The organism is Ardenticatenales bacterium, assembly GCA_020634515.1.
Classification (GTDB): domain Bacteria; phylum Chloroflexota; class Anaerolineae; order Promineifilales; family Promineifilaceae; genus JAGVTM01.
Window position 1 is genome coordinate 493,620 of record JACKBL010000001.1, and the last position, 21,704, is coordinate 515,323.

At 61.1% G+C, this 21,704-nt stretch carries 20 protein-coding genes and 1 tRNA gene; 5 read left to right on the forward strand and 16 right to left on the reverse strand.

Going from position 1 to position 21,704, the window contains the following annotated elements; all coding sequences use genetic code 11:
- Positions 1–73 precede the first annotated feature (73 nt).
- The 14 genes from H6650_01860 to H6650_01925 form a co-directional block, all read right to left on the reverse strand.
- Complete coding sequence (locus H6650_01860) at positions 74–550, reverse strand: cytochrome c maturation protein CcmE (GenBank protein MCB8950738.1); 477 nt, start codon at positions 548–550, stop codon at positions 74–76.
- 334 nt (positions 551–884) lie between these two features.
- The gene (locus tag H6650_01865; GenBank protein MCB8950739.1) at positions 885–1,256 is read right to left on the reverse strand and encodes a hypothetical protein; all 372 of its coding nucleotides are present in this window, start codon (positions 1,254–1,256) and stop codon (positions 885–887) included.
- A gap of 192 nt (positions 1,257–1,448) precedes the next feature.
- A complete protein-coding gene (nrfD, locus tag H6650_01870; protein MCB8950740.1) occupies positions 1,449–2,696 on the reverse strand; it encodes a polysulfide reductase NrfD in 1,248 nt (415 codons plus the stop codon).
- An 8-nt stretch (positions 2,697–2,704) separates the two neighbouring features.
- Positions 2,705–3,349, reverse strand: a complete 645-nt coding sequence (locus H6650_01875) for a 4Fe-4S dicluster domain-containing protein (GenBank protein ID MCB8950741.1) — start codon at positions 3,347–3,349, stop codon at positions 2,705–2,707.
- Between the two features lie 213 nt (positions 3,350–3,562).
- Positions 3,563–4,462 (reverse strand): hypothetical protein, encoded by a 900-nt coding sequence (locus H6650_01880; protein MCB8950742.1) that lies wholly within the window; start codon positions 4,460–4,462, stop codon positions 3,563–3,565.
- Between the two features lie 26 nt (positions 4,463–4,488).
- Positions 4,489–4,845: a hypothetical protein gene (locus H6650_01885; GenBank protein MCB8950743.1), complete on the reverse strand. Its 357-nt coding sequence runs from the start codon at positions 4,843–4,845 to the stop codon at positions 4,489–4,491.
- Between the two features lie 67 nt (positions 4,846–4,912).
- Positions 4,913–5,053, reverse strand: coding sequence for a hypothetical protein (locus tag H6650_01890; protein MCB8950744.1), 141 nt, complete (start codon positions 5,051–5,053; stop codon positions 4,913–4,915).
- A gap of 298 nt (positions 5,054–5,351) precedes the next feature.
- Positions 5,352–5,999, reverse strand: a complete 648-nt coding sequence (locus H6650_01895) for a response regulator transcription factor (GenBank protein MCB8950745.1) — start codon at positions 5,997–5,999, stop codon at positions 5,352–5,354.
- Positions 5,971–7,485: a sensor histidine kinase gene (locus H6650_01900; GenBank protein ID MCB8950746.1), complete on the reverse strand. Its 1,515-nt coding sequence runs from the start codon at positions 7,483–7,485 to the stop codon at positions 5,971–5,973. Before H6650_01900 ends, H6650_01895 begins: the two co-directional genes overlap by 29 nt.
- 182 nt (positions 7,486–7,667) lie before the next feature.
- The gene (locus H6650_01905) at positions 7,668–9,686 is read right to left on the reverse strand and encodes a cytochrome c3 family protein (GenBank protein ID MCB8950747.1); all 2,019 of its coding nucleotides are present in this window, start codon (positions 9,684–9,686) and stop codon (positions 7,668–7,670) included.
- 258 nt (positions 9,687–9,944) lie between these two features.
- The gene (locus H6650_01910; protein ID MCB8950748.1) at positions 9,945–10,802 is read right to left on the reverse strand and encodes a hypothetical protein; all 858 of its coding nucleotides are present in this window, start codon (positions 10,800–10,802) and stop codon (positions 9,945–9,947) included.
- On the reverse strand, positions 10,799–12,394 hold the full coding sequence (locus H6650_01915; GenBank protein MCB8950749.1) for a cytochrome c3 family protein: 1,596 nt from the start codon (positions 12,392–12,394) through the stop codon (positions 10,799–10,801). Before H6650_01915 ends, H6650_01910 begins: the two co-directional genes overlap by 4 nt.
- A 54-nt stretch (positions 12,395–12,448) precedes the next feature.
- Entirely contained in the window at positions 12,449–13,717 is a 1,269-nt protein-coding gene (locus H6650_01920) for a hypothetical protein (GenBank protein MCB8950750.1), read from the reverse strand.
- A 558-nt stretch (positions 13,718–14,275) separates the two neighbouring features.
- Positions 14,276–14,515 carry a hypothetical protein gene (locus H6650_01925; GenBank protein MCB8950751.1) on the reverse strand — a complete coding sequence of 80 codons (240 nt, stop codon included), beginning with the start codon at positions 14,513–14,515 and terminating at the stop codon, positions 14,276–14,278.
- A gap of 36 nt (positions 14,516–14,551) precedes the next feature.
- Here H6650_01925 and H6650_01930 point away from each other — a divergent pair, with 36 nt between their 5' ends.
- From H6650_01930 to nth, 5 genes are all read left to right on the forward strand, one after another.
- Positions 14,552–15,070, forward strand: coding sequence for a ClbS/DfsB family four-helix bundle protein (locus tag H6650_01930; protein ID MCB8950752.1), 519 nt, complete (start codon positions 14,552–14,554; stop codon positions 15,068–15,070).
- Positions 15,067–16,029 (forward strand): folate-binding protein YgfZ, encoded by a 963-nt coding sequence (locus H6650_01935; GenBank protein ID MCB8950753.1) that lies wholly within the window; start codon positions 15,067–15,069, stop codon positions 16,027–16,029. Before H6650_01930 ends, H6650_01935 begins: the two co-directional genes overlap by 4 nt.
- A gap of 181 nt (positions 16,030–16,210) precedes the next feature.
- Positions 16,211–16,672 carry a tRNA adenosine(34) deaminase TadA gene (gene tadA / locus H6650_01940; GenBank protein ID MCB8950754.1) on the forward strand — a complete coding sequence of 154 codons (462 nt, stop codon included), beginning with the start codon at positions 16,211–16,213 and terminating at the stop codon, positions 16,670–16,672.
- 11 nt (positions 16,673–16,683) lie between these two features.
- Positions 16,684–16,770: transfer RNA gene (locus H6650_01945), tRNA-Ser, on the forward strand.
- 90 nt (positions 16,771–16,860) lie between these two features.
- Positions 16,861–17,511: an endonuclease III gene (gene nth / locus H6650_01950; protein MCB8950755.1), complete on the forward strand. Its 651-nt coding sequence runs from the start codon at positions 16,861–16,863 to the stop codon at positions 17,509–17,511.
- A gap of 47 nt (positions 17,512–17,558) precedes the next feature.
- Here nth and H6650_01955 read toward each other — a convergent pair whose 3' ends face one another.
- Both H6650_01955 and H6650_01960 read right to left on the reverse strand, forming a co-directional pair.
- Positions 17,559–18,821: an MFS transporter gene (locus tag H6650_01955; GenBank protein MCB8950756.1), complete on the reverse strand. Its 1,263-nt coding sequence runs from the start codon at positions 18,819–18,821 to the stop codon at positions 17,559–17,561.
- A gap of 27 nt (positions 18,822–18,848) precedes the next feature.
- Positions 18,849–21,578, reverse strand: coding sequence for a DNA translocase FtsK 4TM domain-containing protein (locus H6650_01960; protein MCB8950757.1), 2,730 nt, complete (start codon positions 21,576–21,578; stop codon positions 18,849–18,851).
- Positions 21,579–21,704 lie beyond the last annotated feature (126 nt).

The window sequence follows — 21,704 nt, forward strand, 5'->3', positions numbered from 1 at the left end:
TGGTTGATCATCTTCCCGGAAGCTGTATGAGACGCCGTTGGTCTGCGATTGAGCTTCCGGGAAGGTTAGCGGTCTAATTCGCGCTTTGCGCGGCTTCTTCGTAACGGGTGGGGCATTTGAGGAGTAGTCCGCCCTGGTTGGCGTAGAAGACGCCGTTTTCGATATGGCCTTCGACCAGGGCCTCCGCTTCGTGTTGCAGCAAGTCGGGCATGGGTTCGTTCATGGCGACGATTTGCAGGGTTTGTTGGGGGTTGCTGAGGTCATCTACGACGGAGAACTCCAGGCGGGTGGTGTTGGCGTCTACCTGGATGAAGTTGATGGTGTCGCCGATGACGAACCCGGCGATGCGCAGGTCTTTGCCGGCATATTTAGCCGGATTCGCGTAGTATTCTTGCACCGTCACATAAAGCTGCGTGGTGTCGCGCATGGCGTTGTAAATCAAGAACGACAGCGCGGCCAGGATGACGAGTCCGCCAATGACGTACTTCAGGCGGCTGGGGCGGGCATCCATGATGACTTGCTCTTTATTGGTCCAGGTCGTTTCGGCCATTCGATACTCCTTCGAGGAAAGTGGTCAGTTGACAGTGGGTAGTGGTCAGTTGGTCGTCGCTTTTGCGGACCAGCGGACCGCCGCTTCAGGCGGAGGTTGGTGGCGGCTACGGCATCGCCGACGGCAATCGGCACTACGGACGTCTTCTCCATCGTGGCACGCCGCACTCAAGGGGAACGCCTTGAGTGGATAGTCGTTGGGAAAGTTGTCAAATAGTCATAGGCCAGCCCCCATGCAGGGGCGGACTGGCGCTTGATGTTTCCGATTGTAGGGGGAAGGCAGCCGCGTCAATAGTGACGAATGTAACAAATGGGGGAGATGAAGCGCCAGAGGATCAGGGTGTTTCGTTTTCCTCGTCATCCCAATCTTCTTCCTCCCATTCTTCTTCCAAGTCGTCCATCATTGCTAAAAAGTCACGAGCCTGTTGCTCGTAGTTTTGGGGTACGGAGACGTAACCATTGCCCAGCAGGCCCACAGTGAGGCCGATGGCCCGACCTGCGCCTTCTTGCCAGGCGATGGCGGGAATGCCTTCGGCCTGGAGACTACCGGCAATGACTTGTGCCGGCAAAATCCCGCCTGTTTCCTGTATCACCACCCAACGTACTTCCTCATCGTGGCCTGGCGTAGTCTCCACCGCGTTCCGGTCGGCGCCGGCGGCATATGATTCGGAATTCATGGATTTGAGAGGGAAAGCAGCCTCGCTCATTCTTATCTCCTGATAGCTGCGTCGAAATCTTCTTGAACGCATTATACACTAAATGCAAACCATGCGACCAAAGAAGATCGGGAACATGAGATCGGGGTGAGACCTGCCGCCAAAGCAAAACCTCCGCCACTTTTGTCGTGACGGAGGCTTGCTCCAAGAAGAGAAGAAGGGAAGGAGGTTTGTCAGTAGCCGTCAGTCCGTGCCGGCCAGAGCCAGCGCGGGCTGTGCTTCTACGGGAATCGGGTGTGGCTCAGGGGTGTGGTCCACGACGCGCAGGTGGCGTACGCCGAGGGTGAAGGCCAGCAGTCCGTAGGCAATAATGCCCAATCCTGTGCCCCACTCAACCAGGGAAGGAGTGTAGTGCGTATATTGCGGGACAATGCCTTGTGGCAGGTGGGCGAAGACGACGAGCTGGCCGACCATGTTCACGTCCCAGCGATAGGCGACGAGGCCGCCAACAACGCAGAGGAGGGCGACCATGCGCGGGAGGGGTTTTTGGCGCAGGCGGGGGGTGAGGAGAATAAATGCCGGCACAACCGCCCCCAACAAAATCTCCCCAATCCAGAAATTAAACGCCAGCGAGCCGCGTGTCAACAACTGCAACCCTTCCGTGCGCCCCGGTTCATACGTGTAGCTCATCGCCAATACGTCCCAGAAGCGCAGATACAAGTATAGCAGCAGCCCCCAGCCCACAAAGCGGGCCAATTGCGCCAGCAGATCATCCTTCACCACCGCCAACCGGGGCGACAACCGCGCCGCCAACATGGAAGCGAGAATAGTCAGCGCCGGCCCGGCCACCGCCGCCGAAATGATAAACAACACAGGCAAACCCGGTTGATACCAGATGGGGCGTGCTTTCAGAATGCCGTACGTGGCTCCCAGCGACGACTGGTGCAGCATGGAGAGGCAGAGACCCGCAATTGCCAGGGCGGGGGCCAGCTTGTGTACATGCTCCAGCCGCTGCGTCAGGCGCGGCCAACGCTGCCGCAGCCAGGCGAAGCGGGCAAAAATGGGCGCCGTCTCCAGCACCAACACCGACAGATAAAGGGCCACGCACATCGTCACTTCCCACAGCGGCGAATGTGGGTTCCAAAATGCCAGCGCGTGCCAGAAGCGGTCCGGGCGGCCAATGTCCAGCAGCAACGTCATCAGGGCCATGCTGTAGCCGATGAGGCCGATGAAGACGGCTGTGCGGGCCACCGGCTGGAAGCGGCGCAGACCGAGCAAATAGACGGCGGCGGAGAGGAGGAAAGCGCCCGCGCTGAGGGCTATCGAGGACAGGTCAATGGCGATCCAGAGTCCCCAGGGGACAAGATCGCTCAGGTTGGTGATCACCAGGCCGCGGGCGAAGACCAGCACGCCGCCGATAACGCCGCCCGTCATCAAGACTAGCAGCAGGAGTATCCACCAACGGAACGGGTTCAGGATTCGTGCGCTCAATTTGCCGTTCATGCGTTTACCTCACTATGCGCTTCATGTGGTGGCAGGTAGTAGATGCGCGGCTCCGTGCCCAGTTCTTCCCGCAGACGGAACGAGGGGTGTGCCGCCAGTGCTTTGCTTACCGGCGAGTCAGGGTCGTTCAGGTCGCCGAAGATGCGCGCCCCGGTTGGGCAGGTGACCACGCACTTGGGCGTCGCTTCCCGGTCTACGCCGGGGGTGAGGCCGTGCGCCAGGCCGCGATTGATGCGCTGGTAGCAAAAGGTGCATTTTTCCACGACGCCACGCGGACGACGTTCGACTTCTGGCTGGCCCCATGCCGGCACATCCGGGTTATCCCCCGTAAACGCTTCCCAGTTGAAGGAACGCGCCCCATACGGGCAGGCTATTTCGCAATAGCGGCAGCCGATACAGCGGTCATAATCCATCATGACGATGCCATCGGCGCGGTGATAGGTGGCCTTTACCGGGCAAACGTCCACGCAGGGCGCATTGTTGCAGTGCATACATTGCACGGGGAGGAACACTTGCTGCTCCCCGACCTTTTCCGCTTCGGTGACCTGGTTCCAGGAGATGCCGGGGGCGGTGTCGTTGGCGGCGGCGCAGGCGTGGGTGCAGTCGCCGCAGCCAATGCACTTTGATTGGTCAATAATCATGGCCCAGCGGGGGCTGGCGGAGTCGCCGGGTGCTTTGGAAGCGGAGATAAGCTCTTCCGCGACCTCTCCCAGTTTACGCGGTCCCACGACCAGGACGGTTCCCGTGCCCGCCAGCAGCATTTTGAGGAAACCGCGTCTTCCAATCTTCTCGTTGTTCATGACAATACCTCGAAACCTTCCTGGAAGTTGGACGCTTCCAGGAAGGTGATGGGGCTAGAAATCCGCCTGTCGATACCAGTTGCGCAGCCAGGGGGCCAGAACCATGCCGAAACCCATGCCCACGAGCGCGGCCAGGGCGACAAAGCTGTACGGGCTGACCGGGTTCGGCTGGGCGCTGACGGTGGTGCTGTTGGCGGGGGGTTGAACCATGCCCGCCTGCTGCAGTTCGCCGGGGAGCAGGTTGTGGTCCGTGGGGACGTGCATTTCCTGCGCGTGGCACTCGGAGCAGGTGACGATGTCCACGGTGAAGGTGTGAGAGCGTTTGCCGTGTCCCTCGCCCATCTGCGTGTCGGAGATGGTCAGGTGGCAGTCGGTGCAGAGGACACCTTGCTGGGCGTGGGCGGTAGCGCCAAACATTTCGGACTCATTGTCGTGACATGTCTGGCACAGTTCTTGCGCGCTGCTCTTCTTAATCTCGCTGGTGTGCGGGTTGTGGCAGCGAATGCAGGCCAGGTTTTCCTGGCTGTGGGTGCTGTGCTGCCAGTCGGAGTAGGTGTCTATGTGGCAATCGCCACAGCGGCGCGAGGAGATGTCCGTGGGCATGATCACCATATCAGGATGGTTGACGGAGGTGGGATAGTGGCAAGTGGTGCAGGCTACGCCCTCTTCTTCGTAGGTTCCGGTGGCTTCGTCGAAGCCGGTGGTATGGCAAGGCAGGCAGGCTTGTGGCTTGCCTTGCTCTTGCCATGCTTCTTGGAAGATGGGGTCGGAAAAGGCCTGTCCGTGTGGGCTTACGGCCCAGGAAGTCTGGATACTTTCGTGACAGTCGAGGCAATCTTGCGGTTCGGCTGTTTGCAGCGATGTGTTGGCCTGGACGATGGTGGTCGCTAACAGACCCATGGGGAGGGCAAAAAAGATGCCCACAATCATTCTCCACATCAGGTTTTTGTACATTCCAAATTTCCCCTTGTGCGCCGCCGTTAGCTGATTTGGGGCTGAACGACTGCCGTAGCTTTTTCAAACTGGCGGCGGACTTTACAGGTCAGGCAGGCGGACTGGAGTTGCCCGTTACTGCGATGGCATTCCCAACAAGGGATGTCTGGCTGGAGATAGGCTGGGCAACGGTCGCGCAGCCGGGGGGGGCAGTCAAACACTTCCCAGCAGGGGACTGGGGTTGTGCGGGTTTTTAGTTGGGCCAGTTCGGCTTCGGCTTCCGCCTGCCAGCGAGCATCCAGACGGCGCAGGAACCAGCCAATGAGGATGGTGATGCCGATGGGGATACCCAGGCGGAGGAGGAAACCGAAGGCGATTGTGAGAATTTCTTGGAAGGTGGTCATGGTACACCGTCCGTGTTGGTGGCTTTGTGAGAAGCCAGGTCAACACCCCTTGATTGGATAGAAGAGGTCATAAAGCGGCGTGCTGACCGCTTTTGCGTTCGTAGTGGCGTTGCAGCAGTGTGCCGATGGAGAGGAGGATAAATGCCGGCAGCACCACGCGAACTAAAAAGAAACTTGTGACGATAAAGAAGGCCGATAACGCACTCATGGTGGACCTCACTTGTGGTGAATGGTCTGACGGTTTTGAGAGACGGGAACTGGAGGAGTAAGCAAACCATCAAACCGTGGGTCTAACTTTGCCTACAGTGTAAGGGTTTGCCGGCGTGGGGTAAATTGGCTGTGTGACGGATTCTGGGAATGGGGCAACCGCCCCAAAGCGTGGGTATGTGGCCGTGCTAAAATGGGGCAAATGGGGAATTCAAACTGAGGTTAAATGGGGCGATTACCCCATAACGGCACGCGGGAAGAGGAAAAAGGGGATGGCGAATGGGGCGCGTGTTGGGGGGCTAGGGTTTGATGATGCCTTTGCGGATGGCGTACTTGACCAGTTCCGTGCGCGAGTGGAGGTTTAGCTTGCGCATGATGTTTTCGCGGTGGCGGGCGACCGTTTTGGGGCTGATCACTAGTTTTTCGGCGATCTCCGCGTTGTTGGTTCCTTCCGCCAGCCAGGCCAGCACCTCTTCTTCGCGCGGTGTCAGGTTGTCCGAGGATGTATCGGCGGCGCTTTCTCGCTGGGCGACAAAGTCGCGCACGAGCAGTTTCGCCAGCGAGGGGTATAAGTATACTTCGTTGGCGGCGGCGGCGCGGATGGCCGTGACCAGTTCGTCCGGCGCGGCGCGTTTGGGCACATACCCATGGGCCCCCGCGTCCAGCATCTGGAAGAAATACTCTTCGTCTTCGTGGATGGTGAGGGCGACGATGGCAACCTGTGGGTACTGGGCTTTGATCAGGCGGGTGGCGGCGATGCCGGAGATGTCGGGCAGGCCAATGTCCATGAGTACGACATCGGGTAGCAGGCGGGCCACGTCGCGCAAGGCTTCATTCCCGGTGCCGGATTCGCCGACGATCTCGATGTCGTCTTCGCTTTCCAGCAACATGCGCAGCCCCAGCCGCACCACGGCGTGGTCATCCACCAGCAGCAGGCGTATGCCCATTTTCTTGCGCTCCTTGTTCCGGGATCGACCAATTTGTTTGACAGGGGATGACGACGGCGATACGTGTGCCGCGTCCGGGGTGGGAGTCGAGGGTGAACTCTCCGCCGAGGAGGGAGGCGCGTTCGCGCATGCCCAGCAGGCCCCAGGATTGTCGTCGTTCGTCGCTCATGGCCCGTTCTACGTCGAATCCCCAGCCGTCGTCTTGCACTTCTATGCGCACGTCGGCGCCGCTGTAGGTGAGGGTGATGGCTACGTTTTGCGCCTGGGCGTGCTTGATGACGTTGGTGAGGGCTTCCTGGGCGATGCGGAAGAGGGCGATCTTGACGGGGGAGGCGAGGGGGTGTTCCGTGCCGGCAACGGTGACGGTTACGGTGATGCCGGCAACTTTCTGGGTTTCGCCCGCCCACCAGCGCAGCGCTGCCGGCAATCCCAGGTCATCCAGGTGCGAAGGGCGCAGGTTGGCGATCAACCGCTGTAGCTCATCCAGCGAACGCGCCACCAGGTTTTCCAACTGGTGCAGATTGTGCGCGGCTAATTCATGGTTGGCGCCTAACATACGCGAGACGCCGCGCAGCCCCAACCCCAGCGCCGTCAGCTCCTGCCCTGTTTCGTCGTGCAGTTCGCGGGCGATGCGTTGCCGCTCCGCTTCTTGCGCCGCCACCACGCGGCGCAGCAGGTCCCCGCGCAGCGCCTCCCGTTTCTCCGCTTCGCGCAGGCGGTCCTCTTGTAGTTGGGTGATGCGGCGCTGCGTTTCCACTTCAAAGGAGCGTAGGGAACCGACGATGAAGAAGGAGATGGCGACGGCGGCGGCGGCGCGCAGCAGTTGTACGGGGAAGCCAAAGAAGCGGAAGAAGAGGTCTTGGTTGAGGAAGGTGGAGGGGGGGAGTTGGCTGGCGCGGGTGAAGAGCTGGCCCATAAGGCCGTACCAGGCGAAGGCGATGGCGGCCCAGAGACTGTCGCGTCCGAATTGTTCCATGCCGGCACGACGGAACGCCCGCTGCTGCGCCACCAACCCTACGGAAGCAACCAGCGCGGCGGGAATGCCCAGCACGTAGCGGGTCCACACGTCGGCACCATCCCACAGGGCGTCCGCCGGATAGCGGCCGCGCATCACCAGCAGGCCGCCGGCCCAGATGCCACCCTGTAGCAGCGGCCCCAGCAGACTGATGCGGCGGATGTTGGCGTTGGGGGAGAGGAGGGAAGCGCCAAAGGCGGTGAGGGAGAGGAAGGAGAAGGCCAGCAATCCCAGGCGGATTGCCTCCCACAATTCGGGGAAGTCGGCTTGCCAGGGGAGGAGTCCGGGGCGTTCCAGCATCTCCAGCCATTCGTGGCCGCCGTGGAGGAGGCCAAAGATGATCAGCGGGCGCAGGGCGTGACGCAGCCGTTCGTCGTTGGCGCGTACGTGCTCCAGGAGCACGATGAAGCCCATCATGACGAATGCCAGGCCGTATATGAGGAAGAGGATGGCGTGGAAGGCGTCGCTCATGCCGGCATCAACCCCAAACAGTGGTCAGTGGATAGTGGTCAGTGGTCAGTGGTCAGTGGTCAGTGGTCTGAAACGCTGCCCACAAACTATCGTCCCTCCCCCCGGGAAAGGACGCGCGCGTGACAAAAATAAGGCCGGATACATTGCTGCATCCGGCCTTATCAGCCTATCTCGTCACGGCGCTAGGGCCGGATCATGTTCGTGGTATCCGCTCCCAGGCTGTTGAGCGAATCATACAGGATTTGCAGGATGTACTTGCCGTTGTGGGCAAATGCGCCTGGATCTTTTGCCACATACTGGTAGTTGTATGCCGCGCGCAGCAGGGCAGGCGTCCAGGTGTTGTAGCCATTGCTGCGGGTTGCTTCGTCCGCGTCTACGGTGCCGTTGCTATTCGTATCCGTGAAGAAGTACGGATAGGCGGCATCTGAGTAAACGATACCCGTGCCAATCGTGTCCGTGGCATAGGACTGCATCGCCGTATACAGGGCTTCCTGCATGGTGGCGATTTCGCCGGCCAGACCTTCGGTCACGTCGCCGTCACCGTCGAAGTCATCTTCGCTGACGCGAATATCGACCAGATCGGCTCGTGTCACGACGTTCTCGTGGCATTCCACGCACTCGTCAATTTGCACTTCTAGCAAATGGGTGTCGTGGCACTCAATGCAGGTGTCACGCGCGGCAACGTGTTCATTGCGACCCGCGTAGACCTGACCGGTGAATTCGTACGCGCCCTTGGCTTCGGTGCCGAACAGCGTGGCCCCGGCGGCGAAGTAGTGGACGTTCAAGAAGCGCAGCCGATCCGATTGCTCATCCGCGCCCAGGTCACCGATCAGCCGGTCTACGCTGACCGTAGACTCGCGTCCCTGGTGACAGTTGATGCACAGGTTGGCGTCCGGTTCGCCCAGGGTGAGGGTGGCCCCGCTGGGGAACGGCACTTCTTCCACTTCGTAGCGGGTGAAGGTGGTCAGATCGTTGTGGCAGGTGGCGCAATTAAGGCCGTTTGCCGTGGGCTGGTTGATGGTTACGCCTTGCTCAATGAAGAGCGGCAGGCCGGCGGCGGAGTGGCAGCGGCTGCAGGAGCCGGACACTTCGCCATCTTCATCCCAATGACGGAACGCTTCCTCGGAACCGGCGAAGTGACCCGCATCAATGCGATGCATGTTGGTCATATCAATGGGTTCGGAAATGGAACCGTTCAAGTCCTCGGTTGAGTCATACAGCAGCTCAATGATGTACTTGCCGCCGTGAGCGAAGAAGCCGGGGTCTTTGAGGGATACCTGATAGTTGTAGGCGGCCTTGGCCAGGCGTGCCGTCCAGGAATCGTAGCGACCTGTTTCGTCTTCATCAACCTGACCGTTGTCATTGGCGTCAATGAAGAAGTAGGGGTAGCGGGCGGTGTCGTAGGCGATCGGTTGGCCGGCGACTTCGCGCGCGTAAGCCTGAATCGCCATCATGAGCGTCTCTTGCATCCCCGTTACTTCGTGGTAGATGCCTTCTTCCCGGTCACCGTTGCCGTTGTAATCGACGAGCGAACCTTGCATACGCACGTCCTTCAGGTCTTCCACCGTTTCTACATTGGTGTGGCAGGTCTGACATTCGGCGACTTTCACTTCCAGCGTGTGCGGGCTGTGGCAGGAGGCGCAGGTGTCATAACCGGCGACGTGGTCGAACTTGGCATCGTATGCTTTGCCGTCGTACTCGTAGCCACCCTTGACCACCGTGCCATAGAGGGTGGCGGCGGCGGCGTAGTAGTGGATGTTGGCAAAGCCGAGGTCCGGGCTTACTTCGTCGAGGTTGTCGGTAATGCCGGCATTGGCAATAGCCTCATCCACGCCCACCTTCGAGTAACGCCCCTGGTGGCACTGCATACAACGCGCTTCCGGTCCCAGACCCGTCACCTCTATCCCGGAGGGGAAGACAACGCTCGTCATCATGACCGTAGCCGCGTTGTGGCAGGCATCGCAGGTAATGACGGAACCAATCGGCGCGGGCTGGTCAACCACGCCCGCTTCCGAACCGTCCGCGCCAATGAAGTCCTGATACCCGACGCCACTGTGGCAGCGGGCGCAGGATTCCGGCACTTCCGCCGGATCATCTTCGTTCCAATGGACAAAGGCTTCCGCCGTTTTGTCGGCATGGCCGGAGTTGACCCATTGGTCGAGGAAGGGGATGACGGGCACGACAGGCGTCGGCTCCACCATCACTTCTACAATACGTGTCACTTCGACTTCGACGGCCGGTCCTTCCACCTCGACCGTTACTGGAACTTCTCGGGTGACGACCACAGGCGTACCTGCTGTTCCCGACCCTTCATTGCTACATGCGTAGAGCATGAAGCTGAAGAGGAAGATCAGTCCCAGTGCCCACGAGATTCTGATCATCCGTTTCATAACAAACCTCCTTACATGTTTGTTGGTAGAATGCGGCGCGGCTTGTAGAGTATCCGTCCGCGCCACGCTTTATGGTATGGGTGTGCCTACTAATGGAGTAAACACGTCACGCGTGACCTGCGGAATCGTGGTGATTGCCGTTTGCTCAAATGTGAAAGCCCATACCAACACAACCAGTATCACGCCGCCGATGATGACACTGGCTATTAGAAAAATCCGCCGGCGGTGCTGCAACACGGGCAGGGCCAACCCTGGCCAGGGAGAACCGCCGCTTTCCAGTCGCTCCAGTTCTAGCGCATGTTCTTCCTCCATAATCTTGTGCGGGAGGTTCCCCGTGAAGATGCTGGGGTTGAAATGCTTGATGTGAACGTTGTACATATGCCAGATGACTATGGATAACACCGCCAACACGGCTTCGCCACCGTGCGCGGCCAGCGCGACTGGAATAACCTGGCCGGGCAATACGTAGGTGGTGGCGATGGGATTCCAAAGCATGAATCCGGTGATGGCCATGATGGCTGTGCCCCAAACCACGGCCCAATATTCGATCTTTTCACCAAAGTTGAATTTGGGCATCCGGGGTGGGTCGGGAATGAAGCCGAGGTTGTAGCGAATCGTATCCCAGATGTCACGAAAGTCCTGCAGCCCAAGCATGATGCGCATCCGCTCCCGCTTCACGAAGAGGCGGTAGGCGGAGGTGAACAGGTGGTAGACGGAGCCGACGACGAGGAGAAAGGCCGCGCCGCGATGGATGAGGCGCACGGTTTCGATGCCGCCCATCGCGCGGATCATCCAATCAGAGACGGCGGAAAGCGCGTATTTTTGCGGCAGTCCGGTCACAGCCAGTACGGTGAAGCTCACCAGCAAGATGGCGTGCTCAATGCGGGCCATGAGGCGGAAGCGGGGATACTGGGTCTGTTGGCTCATGATTCACTCTGGGGGGGGCTTGCCAGGCGGTGGCGCAGACGACGGTAGATGTCCGTGCCGACGAGGAAGACGAAGAAGCCGACGACGCCGGGGATGAGGATTGTGTAGAAGAGGTTGACGAGGTAGACGAAGGGGTTGTGTTCCAGCGATGGTTCAAAGTGACTGGTCCAGGCATCGGGGAAATTGGCTCTGGCGTCCGGGTGGCATTGTTGGCAGGTGGCGAGGAGGTTGTTTTTGATGCCGGCATTCGGATCATCCGGCGCCAAAATCTTATGTACCCCGTGGCAGTCATAACAAACCGCCTTGTTCGTCTCCGCATTCGGGTCTGTATGATCAAACAACGTCACCGTCGTGCCATGGAAATCCGCCACGTACGTATCAAACACATCCGTGGAAATATCATACTTGGACATCAGATCCACATTGGCGTGGCAGTTCGCGCACAATTCCGGCGAACGAATGCGGAAAAGATTCGTCGTCGGGTCACCAATGTTGTGTACCCCGTGGCACTCAATGCACGTAGGCACATCCTCGTTGCTCTCCTCCAGCAGCGCTTCGCCATGTACGCTCTGCGCATATTCGTCGTAAATCTCACTATGACATTTCTGACATGTGTGCGAAATCCGCGCCCGTGGCACATTGGGCACGGGGGTGTCGTGCGCCCCGTGGCAGTCTGTACAGACGGCGGCATCTTTATCCCCTTCCGCCAGTCCCGCGCCATGCACACTGTCCAACGTCAACTCATATTTGTCCTCATGGCAGTGGGAGCAGGCCGTATACATCTCCAGGGCGAAATCGCGGCGGGAGGCCGCGGTTGTAGGAGCGTGGGGAAAGGCATAATCGCCGTGGCAATCACTGCACGCCAAAGCTTCCCACTCGTTGCCGACGCCATGCACGGAATCGTGGAAGGCCGCCGCGTCAATCGTGAGCGAAATTGTCTCGCCATCGGGGAATGTTTTAGTTAGCCCCGGCTGGCCATGACAGGCCAGGCAGTAGTCGTTGTCTTGACTCGTATGGGTGAACAGTCCCGCCTGGATGACGCCCTCAAGCAGGGGGCGCTGCGCCGTATCGTGGCATTGCAGGCACGTTTCCACGCCGCTCCCGCTTTCCCAGGCAGCCGCCGTTTGCACCTCGTGCGCGCTGTGGCAGTCGGTGCAGATAACGGGTTCGTCGCTGTCTGCGTCCGGGTGGCTGCTGAGGTGGGGTGGGTTGTGGCAGCGGGTGCAATTGGCGGACAGGATCGTGGCATAGCTGCGCGCATTCACGGCGGTGAGGGGGGCGTGGGGAATGCGGTAGTTGTTGGCGGGAGTGTGGCAGGCGGTGCAGACGAGCGGTTCGGCGGCGGCCAGGCCATGCGCGGACTGATCAAGGGCGGCAAGGGGAATTTGCGCGGAAAGCCGTTCTCCCGAAGGAAAGGTGAGCGACTGCGTGGTGTCCACATGACAGAGGCGGCAGGCCAGGTCGGGCCGCGCCCCCCCTTCGTCCGCCTGCGCCGGACGTGCCACGCCCAGCAGCAAAAAGACCAGAAGAAGCAGCCCTGGGCCTGTAAGCCATATCAGTCGGTGGCGGGAATGGAGCGTTAGAGTCATCATGATAAGGGAGGGCTGACGCGCCGCGGCAACGGGCGGCGCGCCCTATCGGTTGCATTAAGGTGTAGGCTGTGTTGCTGTCTCCGTCGTTGTCTCCGGTTCCGTCGTTGGCCGCGGCGTATGATACCCCTTTGCCGCTGCCTGCAATTCCTCGTCCGTCCAGGCGGGCGCGTTGCCCCCTTCTACGTGACAACTACGGCAGACATATTCCAGTCCTAGCTGCGGAATGACCTCCCCGTTTTCCGTAAACTGGCCGATCAGATTCGGATCAATCGCGGTCAGGTGCGTGCGTACGTCGCCGCTGAAGAAAGCGGCGTCTCCTTCCGCCGTCTCGATCAGGCGGGGCATGTGGCAGTCAATGCAATCGACCCCCAGGCGGGCATGTCGCCCGACATTTTGCACTTGTGCTTCCTGGTAATGGCAGTTCTGGCAGGTTGCCCGTGTCGTTGCTTCTTTTGTCTCCCGTAGTTGGTTTACGCCGTCGTGCGGGTCGTGGCAAGTGACGCAATCAATGACCGCGTGCTTGCCCGGAAACAGGTCAATGTATTCGTCATGATGCTGAATAAAGCCATCGGTGGCCGTGAGGGTTACGCCAGCGTTGCGCATGTGGCAATCGCTGCACACCGCTGCGCTGGAACCAACGGCCAGACGCATGGTGAGTGGGTTGGAGGCGTGCAGGCTGCCGGGGCCGTGGCACTCTTCGCAGCTAATGCCCGGTTCGGTCCACGTGCCCACGATTCCTTCGCGCCCATCCTGATGCCCCTCGGGACTATAGCCCGTGGTGTGGCAGCCGCCGCAGTCGTAGGACCGTGTTTCGCCGGTGTGAAAGGCGACCCATTCATCCCGCTGCCCCAGGCGGCGGTTTGCCAGATTGTATTGTGCTTCGTTACCCGTGATGATGTAGCCATCCTGATCCAGGAAGAGGGCCTTCCACTGGTAGCCGCCGACGATGTAGCTAATGTCGTCCCAGGTGTAGCCCGCGGGGGGATTAGGGACGCTGCTCCAGGGGTAGTCGGGGGATTCGCCGTTGATGACGGGGGTGAGTTGCCAGGCGTGGCCGCTGTAGCGGTACCGGTCGTAGATTTCCTGGTGGCATTCGGCGCAGGCGTCCGCGCCGATGAAGGCAGGCGGTTGGTAGCTGAGGCCATCAACGCCGGCCGGTCCGGGAGACCCGGCCGCGCCGTCACGCCCGGTGGGGCCGGGGATGCCTTGCGGTCCGGGGGGGCCTGCCGGTCCTGCGGGGCCAATTTCGCCGGCGCAGGCGGTGAGAAATAGGACGAGGATGAGGAGTGGGAAAAATGCTCCCCGCCAGCTATTTCGTCTCATGATCTTTCCTCCTCTAAATGCTGCCATGTTCGCCACCTTGTGCGAGGAATGTGTTCGTTTGGTGCGAGAGATGAAGATTTTGTCTGTGGAAGGTAACTATTCACGTCTCCGAGAGATTGGACCAATTTTGTAGACATCAATAAGATTCAACCAGAGCAAATTGGTCCAATCTGGGCAGATGACCTGTATAGTCACTGTGGAAGTTTGAAAATGCCGGCAGGTCAATCCGAAACGCACCAGATTGCCACAAAAATGCATTGCCTGACCAAAAGAAGGAGCAACTCTACGATCTGCTCAATCAGGAGATGCCATACGGTACAGCACCAAACCTGATTTGATACAGTGACTAGTTTATCGGCAGGCAGCAAGCCTCAAAAGTGACATTTATCATAACAAATGGATGACAACTACCGTCACCTGATAGGATAGCCTGGGAAAAAGCACGGATACAAGGACCACTAATGGCATTATGGACTGGCTGCAAGATTATAACATCCACCATACCAAAGCAACAAGACGTAAGCGCAAAAATGGGGGTGGTGCGACGGCCAATTCCCGTTATTCGGCGTATTCAAGGCTGAATCGCGCCATTTTCCAGGTGAAGAAATCGCCCCATCCGGCGAGCGTGAAGGCGCGCTCCGCTTCCCGGAGCAGTTTTTGCTGGGTGCGCCAATCGCCCGTTTCCAGAATGCGGGTGAGGCAGCGCAGCAGTTCGTCCGGGGAAAGGTGGAGTTGGGTGAGGGGGTACGTTTCCAGTTCCCAGCGAAGATATTTGTAGAGGCGGCCACCTGCCGGCATTTCCCCTTCCCCCGACCATATGCTACAATGCCCCCCATGAATCAGGAAGAACTCTACGATGCACTAGACGCCAGCCGTGAACGGCTGTTGATGGCTTTGGAACCCCTGCCCGACGAGGCGCTCACCTATCCGGGTGTGTTGGGGCATTGGTCCGTTTGCGACCTGCTGGCACACCTGGCGACCTGGGAAGCGGAACTGGTGACGGCGCTGATGCAGGTGCGGCAAGGTAAAAAACCGCAGCGGCTGCTGCAAGCCCTGGCCGACCGCGACGCCTACAACGCCGCGCGCTACGAGGAAAACAAAGACCGCGACCTGGAATGGGTTTTTGCCGATTTCCAGGGAGCGCGGGCGCAGTTGGAGCAGTGGCTGGAGGATTTCAGCGACCGCGCCTTGAACGATCCCCGGCGATACAAGTGGTTCGACAAACCCTTGTGGGAAATCATCGCGGACGTGACTTTCCGGCACGAGGCGGCGCACGCGGCGGCGGTGGAAGCGTTTGCCCGCGACTGGCAGGCGGCGCGGGTAGATTTGGGGAGCATTGAGGTGAACGAATGACAACGCTGACCGCAGAGACGCTGGCCGCCGCCTACGAAGCGGCGCACAAGCAGGCCATCCTGGTAGACCGCGGCGACCTGGGGCTGCTCAAATTCAGCGGCGCGACGCGCCTCGACCTGCTCCACCGCATGTCCACGCAGGCAGTGAAGGGGTTGGGCGATGGCGAAGGGGCGGCCACCATTCTGACCTCGGACATTGGCCGCATGATTGATCGCCTGATTCTGTACGCGGGGAGCGACGACGTCTACGCGCTCACGGGGGAGGAAAACGCGCCGAACATTGCCCGCTATCTCCTGCGGTTTGTCTTCTTCAACGACGACTTTCGCCTGCAAGACCTCACGGCGGAGAAGGCTATCTGGGGCATCTACGGCAAGGCCGCCGGCGCGCGCCTGGCCGCGCTGTGGCCGGAGGCAGTGGATTTGCCGCCGCACCATTGGCGGCGGGTGACGCTGGCCGACCTCGCGGTGACGCTGCACCGCACCGACCCCGTGGCCGGGGATGGCTACTTCCTCATGTGCCCGCGGGGGGCAAAGGAAGCGGTGGCGGCGATGCTACAAGAGGGGGGTATTGTGCCGGCATCTGCCGCCGCTTACGACTACCTGCGCATTGAAAGTGGGTTGCCTCGCCTGCGGCATGAGATTACGCTGGACTACATCCCTCTGGAAGCGAATTTGTGGGCGGACGTTTCCTTTAAGAAGGGGTGCTACACGGGGCAGGAGATTATCGCCCGTCTGGAGAGCCGCGGGCGGCTGGCGAAGAAGTTGTTTCGGCTGCGTCTGGCGGGAGTGGTAAATGCCGGCACGGAACTCACCCTCAATGATCGCGCCGTGGGCACAATCACCTCCGCCGCCGACGGCCCCCGCGGCCCCCTGGCCCTCGGCTACCTCAAAACCGGCATCCTTGACACCGACCTCAGCGCCCTCACAGCCAACGACATCCCCGTATCTGTAGAAAAGTAGCTGTCCGTTTGGGCAGCCGCCAACAACCATCTGCAAATCGGCGTAGGGCGGGACGGCACGGACGCTCCGCCTGGCCCGCCCCTGCTGGACGAGGGCACGGTCTTTGGCGTGTTTCTGCTCGCGTTGCTATAATCGTTTTGTGATTGAAGCGAACGTTACGAACCTGGATGACGCGCATTGGATGCGCCTGGCCCTGGCACAAGCGCAATTGGCTGCCGACCTGGGCGAAGTGCCCGTTGGCGCGGTGGCCGTTTATGCGGGGCAGGTCATTGGCGCGGGATACAATCGCAAAGAAGCGGACCTGGACCCGACGGCGCACGCGGAGATGACGGCTCTGCGGCAGGCCGCCGTCTACTTGCGCAACTGGCGGCTGATCGGCGTGACATTGTACTGCACGCTGGAACCCTGCCCTATGTGCGCCGGGGCGATGATTCAGGGACGGTTGGAGCGGTTGGTCTATGGCGCGCGCGACACCCGCTTTGGTGCGGATGGCTCCATCGTCCAGGTGCTGCGCGAACCCCGCTTCAATCATCTGGTTAAAATCAGCAGTGGCGTGTTGGAAGAGGAGGCGGCGGCGTTGCTGCAAGCCTTTTTCCGCAGGTTGCGCCAGAAGCGCGGCGAACCCCTTGCTGCCGCAAGCTGACAATTGCATCTGGAGAGGTGCCGGAGTGGTTGATCGGGGCGCTCTCGAAAAGCGTTGTGGCCGTGAGGTCACCGTGGGTTCGAATCCCACCCTCTCCGCTGTTTGACTGGCCTGTATGTGCGCCGCATACAGGCTTTTTTTCATCCGTACTGCTGCCCCATTGTGCCCGATTGCTTATGAATCCCGACATGTTGCCCCCAGCCGAACGCCTGCCGGCATTGATCCACCGCCTGCGCTTGCGTCACCCTGATTTTCATTGCGAGTTGGACTATGAGACCCCGTTGCAGCTTCTCATTGCCACTATCCTCTCCGCGCAATGCACGGACGTGCGCGTGAACCAGGTGACGCCGGTGCTGTTTGCCCGCTATCCGACGGCGGCGGACCTGGCGGGGGCGGCGCGGGCGGCGGTGGAGGAGATTGTGCGCCCGACGGGTTTTTACCGGCAGAAGGCGCGCTACATTCAGGAGACGGCGGGGAAAATTGTGCATGAGTTTGGCGGGGAAGTGCCGGCATCTATGTCAGACCTGCTCACATTGCCGGGCGTGGCGCGGAAAACGGCCAATGTCGTGCTGGGGGAGATTTTTGGCATCGCCGAGGGCATTGTCGTGGACACGCACGTCAAGCGATTGTCCAACCGCCTCGGCCTGACGACGGCATCTGATCCGCGTAAAATTGAGGCGGATTTGATGGCCATTGTGCCCCACGGGGAGTGGGTCGCCTTTTCCCACCTGCTCATTTTTCATGGCCGCCGCGTTTGCGATGCGCGCAAGCCGGATTGCGAACAGTGCCCCCTGACCGATTTGTGCCCGGCGGCGTTTAGTTTTGCTTCTCGTTCGTAGTGGGTGGGGCGGCTGCTGCCGGCATTATGAACCGGGTGACGAGCCAATCAATTATCGTAGCGGCGCAGGCGGGGGAAACGCCAGGCGATGAGGGCGGTGAGGAGGACGGTGGCCACGCCGCCGCTGACGATAGCCAGCGGGACGCCAAAGACGGAGGCCACCAGACCGGCTTCCAGTTCGCCCAACTGCGGTCCCCCCATGAAGAAGATCATGTTCACGCCCGTCATGCGTCCGCGTAGTTCGTCCGGTGTGGTAAGCTGGCGGATGGTGCCGCGAATGACCGTGGAGACGGTATCCGCCGCGCCGGTGAAGGCGAAGAGGATGAAGGAGAGGGCGAACAGGGTGGAGAGGCCGAAGAGGGCGGTGGCCAGGCCGTAGATGGCGACGCTGACGAGGAGGACGACGCCCTGGTGACGAATATCCTCGCGCACGGCCAGCCAGATGCCGGCAATGACCGCCCCCACCGGCTGCGCCGCCGCCAAAATCCCGTACCCCTGCACCCCCACGCCCAGAATCTGGTCCGCGACGATGGGCAGCATCGTGCGCGCCGAACTGAAGAAGGTAGCCATGAAGTCCAGCAGCATCGTGCTGAGGATGATGCGCGAGCCAAAGGTGAAGCGCAGCCCGTCCCGCAGCGCGGCCCACCCCATGCCGCCGCCGCTGCCACGCCCCGCGCCGCGATAGGTCATGCCCCAGAGGGCGACGATCATCGCCAGAAAGGAGATGGCGTTGATGGCGTAGACGATGCCCACATCTAGCACGCCCACGAGGATGCCGGCAGCGGCGGGGCCGATGATGCTGGCACCGTACCAGCGCAGGGTGTTCAGGCTGATGGCGTTGGTGAGGTGGTGGCGGGGGACGACGTTGGGGACGAGGGATTGCTCCGCCGGTTCGCCAAATGCGCCGGTGGCCGCGCCGGCGGCGGTGAGGAGGTAGATGAGGGGGAGGTTGATCTGGTGGGTGAGGGTGAGGAGGGCGAGAATGCCGGCAAAAACCGCCGCCGCCACATTCGTCCCTATCAACACCCGCCGCCGGTCATACGTATCCGCCAGCATCCCGCCCAACAGCGCCAGAATGAAAATGGGCACGATGCGCGCCAGCCCCAACGTGCCCAACCCCAACGCCTCCGCCCCCAGCGGAATCGCGCGCCCAAACAGGGTTATGGTGATGGTCTGCCCTTTGAGCAGGGCGAACACGTGCCAGTTGACGGCGATCAACTGCATTTGCGTGCCGATGCTGGACAGGGTTTGTCCACCCCAGAGAAGACGGAAATCGCGGTGTTGGAAGGCGACGAGGCGTGTGAACATCAAGCGGGTTCTCTGGAGATTGGACCAATGTCAGGCGGTGTCCTCGGCGGCGCTGCCGGCATTTGCCGTATCCTCATCATCCGTCCCACTTTCCGCCGCCGGGTCCCACGGCAGCACCTCGCGCGCCTTGCTCGTGCCCGTAGGCGGGCCAATGATGCCCTTTTCTTCCATGGCATCAATGAGGCGGGCCGCGCGTGTGTAGCCGATACGGAAGCGGCGCTGGAGCAGGGATGTGGATGCCTTGCCCAATTTGCGCACCATGTCAATCGCTTCAGACATCAACTCATCTTCGTCCCCGTTGCCGTTTTCCGCCGGGATCAGGTCTTCCCATAAGGGTTGCTGCAAGGGGGAGGGGATGGTGGTCAGCGTTGGCTCTGGCGGGGGCGACGCAGGGCGACGTGCCGGCGTGGGGGGCGTGGATGGCGGCAGAACGACGGGCGTGGGTGGGGTTATGGCGGCAGGAGGCGTGGGAGAAATGCCGGCATCTGGTTCTTCCCCATCCCCCGGCAGCGCCTCCGTGCGTGCGGGCGTGGCGCGCGCGCCTGGCGCCACCGCGTCCCGTTCGTCCGCATCCGCCGACGGTTCCGCCGCGGCAGCCGGTCCGGCCAACGGGCCGCGCGCTTGCAGCAAATTCTGGCGACGGGCCGCCTGCCAGTAGTGAATGATCGCTTGCAGTTCCTTATCACTGACAAAGCACCCCTGCATTCGCACAGGAGCCGCCGCATCCGGGCTTTGGAACAGCATGTCCCCCTGCCCCAGCAGCCGCTCCGCGCCCGTTGTATCCAAAATCACGCGGCTGTCCGTGCCGGAGGCGACGGCGAAGGCGATGCGCGCCGGAAAATTCGCCTTGATCAATCCCGTAACCACGTCCACCGACGGGCGCTGTGTGGCGATAATCATGTGGATGCCCGTGGCGCGGGCCATTTGCGCCAGGCGCGTGATGCCCTTTTCCGTATCTTCCGGGGCCATCATCATCAAGTCGGCCAGCTCGTCAATGATGATCACAATGTAGGGCAGCTTCTCGTATTCCTGCCGCCGCGCCACTTTTTTGTTGTACTCAACGATATTGCGCGCGCCCACTTCCGCCAATTTATGGTAGCGGGTGTCCATTTCGCGCATGGCCCATTGCAGCGTGCCTACGACGCGCTCCAGGTCCACCACCACCGGCGCGACCAGATGGGGAATACCATTGTAGCCGACCAGTTCCACCCGCTTGGGGTCCACCATGACGAAGCGCAGGTCGTCCGGTGTGTTTTGCAGCAGCAGGCAGGCGATGATGCCGTTCACGCAGACGGACTTGCCGGAGCCGGTGGCCCCGGCGATGAGCAAATGGGGCATCCGGGAGAGGTCCGCGGCCACGGGTTGCCCGGAGACGTTTTGCCCCAGGCCCAGGCGCAGCGGTCCGCGGATGCGCTGGAATTCGTCGGCTTCCATCACGTCGCGCAGGGAGACGATGGCTTTGGCCGTGTTGGGCACTTCGATGCCCACGTACCCTTTGCCGGGGACGGGGGCTTGAATGCGGATGGAGCGGGCGGCCAGGGCCAGGGCGAGGTCATCGGCCAGGCTGGCGATTTTGCCCACTTTGACTTTGGTGCGTTTGCCACTGCGCTGTTCGATGAACTGTGGTTCGACGCCGTATTGGGTGATGGTGGGACCCTGGCTGATTTCCACGACGGCGGCGGGCGCGCCGAAGCTCTCCAGCGTGTGTTCGATGATTTCCACGTGTTCGCGGATGTTCAGGTCGTTGGTTTCTTGATCTGTGCCGGCATCCAGCATAGTGCTCAACTCCGGCAGCCGCCATACCTGCCCCGGGCTGGCTCCGAGGAAGACGGGTATCGGCTCGGCGGGGGGCGGCGGCTGCGCCGGTTCCGCGCTGCGCGAGCGCCGAGAGCGGCGGGCGGGGCGTTCGTTCTCCGGCGCGGGTGTGTCCGTGGCGGGTGTGTCCGTGGCGGGTGTGTCCGTGGCGGGTGTATCCCCCAGGCGCAAAGCCGGTTGGGTGATGGCCGGACGAGGCGTGGCGGCTGGCCGCTCGCGCGCAGCGGGCGCGGGGGTGTCGGCGACGGTGGGTTGATCCGCCCGCCGGCTCCGGGATTGGAGCAGCCGCCAGATGGTTTGCAAGTCCTGGCGATCAACGCCGGTGAGGAGGACGGTTGCGCCCAGGCCCAGGAGAGCGAGGATGATGATGCCGCCGAGATTGCCGGCAAAACTCGTAATCAACAATGCAATCATGCCGCCGAGGTAGCCGCCCCCCTTCTGCTGCTGCGCCACGGTCCACACGTCCGGCAGGCCATTGCGCCCCATGACGAGCAGGAGGGAGGCAAAGGCTTCGATGATCAGGTAGAGGAGGACGAGGCCCGCGAGGCGGATGGTGGGCAGTTTGGGGTGCTGCTCCATGCCCCAGAGGACGAGGTAGAAGCCGGCGCCGCCGACAAAGAGGGGGATGACGGCCCCGCCCCAACCAAAGGTGGACCACATGAGGTTGGCGAGGGCGGCGGGGAGTTGTCCCTGGTTGGGGGAGAGGAGGCTGAGGACGGTGATGGCGGTGAGGAAGATGAGGACAATGCCGGCAATCAGCGCCTTCTGCTCCAGATTCAAACGAAACGGCTCCCGTTTGCGTCCGCGCCGTGGCGTATTTTTCGACCTGGAGGAAGCAGGCTTACTTTTGCCGCCGCTCTTGCCGCGCGCCGACGTTCCCCCGCGCGTCGCGGAGCGAGCCTGTGTTTGTGACGTTTTGGCGCTGTTGCTCTTCTTTTTCGTCATAGCTCAAATGTTCCTGGGGCATTATAGCACGGAAGCGGGATATGGGCAGGTTGGCACGAACGTGTTAAAAAAGAGCGTGGTCGCGTTAGATTGGTTCATTCTCCCAGAATGAACCAATCTCAAAGT

Bases quoted from the DNA above. Each gene is read 5' to 3' on its own strand.
- H6650_01860 (MCB8950738.1), bottom strand. From the start codon at position 550: ATGGCCGAAACGACCTGGACCAATAAAGAGCAAGTCATCATGGATGCC.
- H6650_01865 (MCB8950739.1), bottom strand. From the start codon at position 1,256: ATGAGCGAGGCTGCTTTCCCTCTCAAATCCATGAATTCCGAATCATAT.
- H6650_01875 (MCB8950741.1), bottom strand. From the start codon at position 3,349: ATGATTATTGACCAATCAAAGTGCATTGGCTGCGGCGACTGCACCCAC.
- H6650_01880 (MCB8950742.1), bottom strand. From the start codon at position 4,462: ATGTACAAAAACCTGATGTGGAGAATGATTGTGGGCATCTTTTTTGCC.
- H6650_01885 (MCB8950743.1), bottom strand. From the start codon at position 4,845: ATGACCACCTTCCAAGAAATTCTCACAATCGCCTTCGGTTTCCTCCTC.
- H6650_01890 (MCB8950744.1), bottom strand. From the start codon at position 5,053: ATGAGTGCGTTATCGGCCTTCTTTATCGTCACAAGTTTCTTTTTAGTT.
- H6650_01895 (MCB8950745.1), bottom strand. From the start codon at position 5,999: ATGGGCATACGCCTGCTGCTGGTGGATGACCACGCCGTGGTGCGGCTG.
- H6650_01900 (MCB8950746.1), bottom strand. From the start codon at position 7,485: ATGAGCGACGCCTTCCACGCCATCCTCTTCCTCATATACGGCCTGGCA.
- H6650_01905 (MCB8950747.1), bottom strand. From the start codon at position 9,686: ATGGTGGAGCCGACGCCTGTCGTGCCCGTCATCCCCTTCCTCGACCAA.
- H6650_01910 (MCB8950748.1), bottom strand. From the start codon at position 10,802: ATGAGCCAACAGACCCAGTATCCCCGCTTCCGCCTCATGGCCCGCATT.
- H6650_01915 (MCB8950749.1), bottom strand. From the start codon at position 12,394: ATGATGACTCTAACGCTCCATTCCCGCCACCGACTGATATGGCTTACA.
- H6650_01920 (MCB8950750.1), bottom strand. From the start codon at position 13,717: ATGAGACGAAATAGCTGGCGGGGAGCATTTTTCCCACTCCTCATCCTC.
- H6650_01925 (MCB8950751.1), bottom strand. From the start codon at position 14,515: ATGCCGGCAGGTGGCCGCCTCTACAAATATCTTCGCTGGGAACTGGAA.
- H6650_01930 (MCB8950752.1), top strand. From the start codon at position 14,552: ATGAATCAGGAAGAACTCTACGATGCACTAGACGCCAGCCGTGAACGG.
- H6650_01935 (MCB8950753.1), top strand. From the start codon at position 15,067: ATGACAACGCTGACCGCAGAGACGCTGGCCGCCGCCTACGAAGCGGCG.
- tadA (MCB8950754.1), top strand. From the start codon at position 16,211: ATGCGCCTGGCCCTGGCACAAGCGCAATTGGCTGCCGACCTGGGCGAA.
- nth (MCB8950755.1), top strand. From the start codon at position 16,861: ATGTTGCCCCCAGCCGAACGCCTGCCGGCATTGATCCACCGCCTGCGC.
- H6650_01960 (MCB8950757.1), bottom strand. From the start codon at position 21,578: ATGACGAAAAAGAAGAGCAACAGCGCCAAAACGTCACAAACACAGGCT.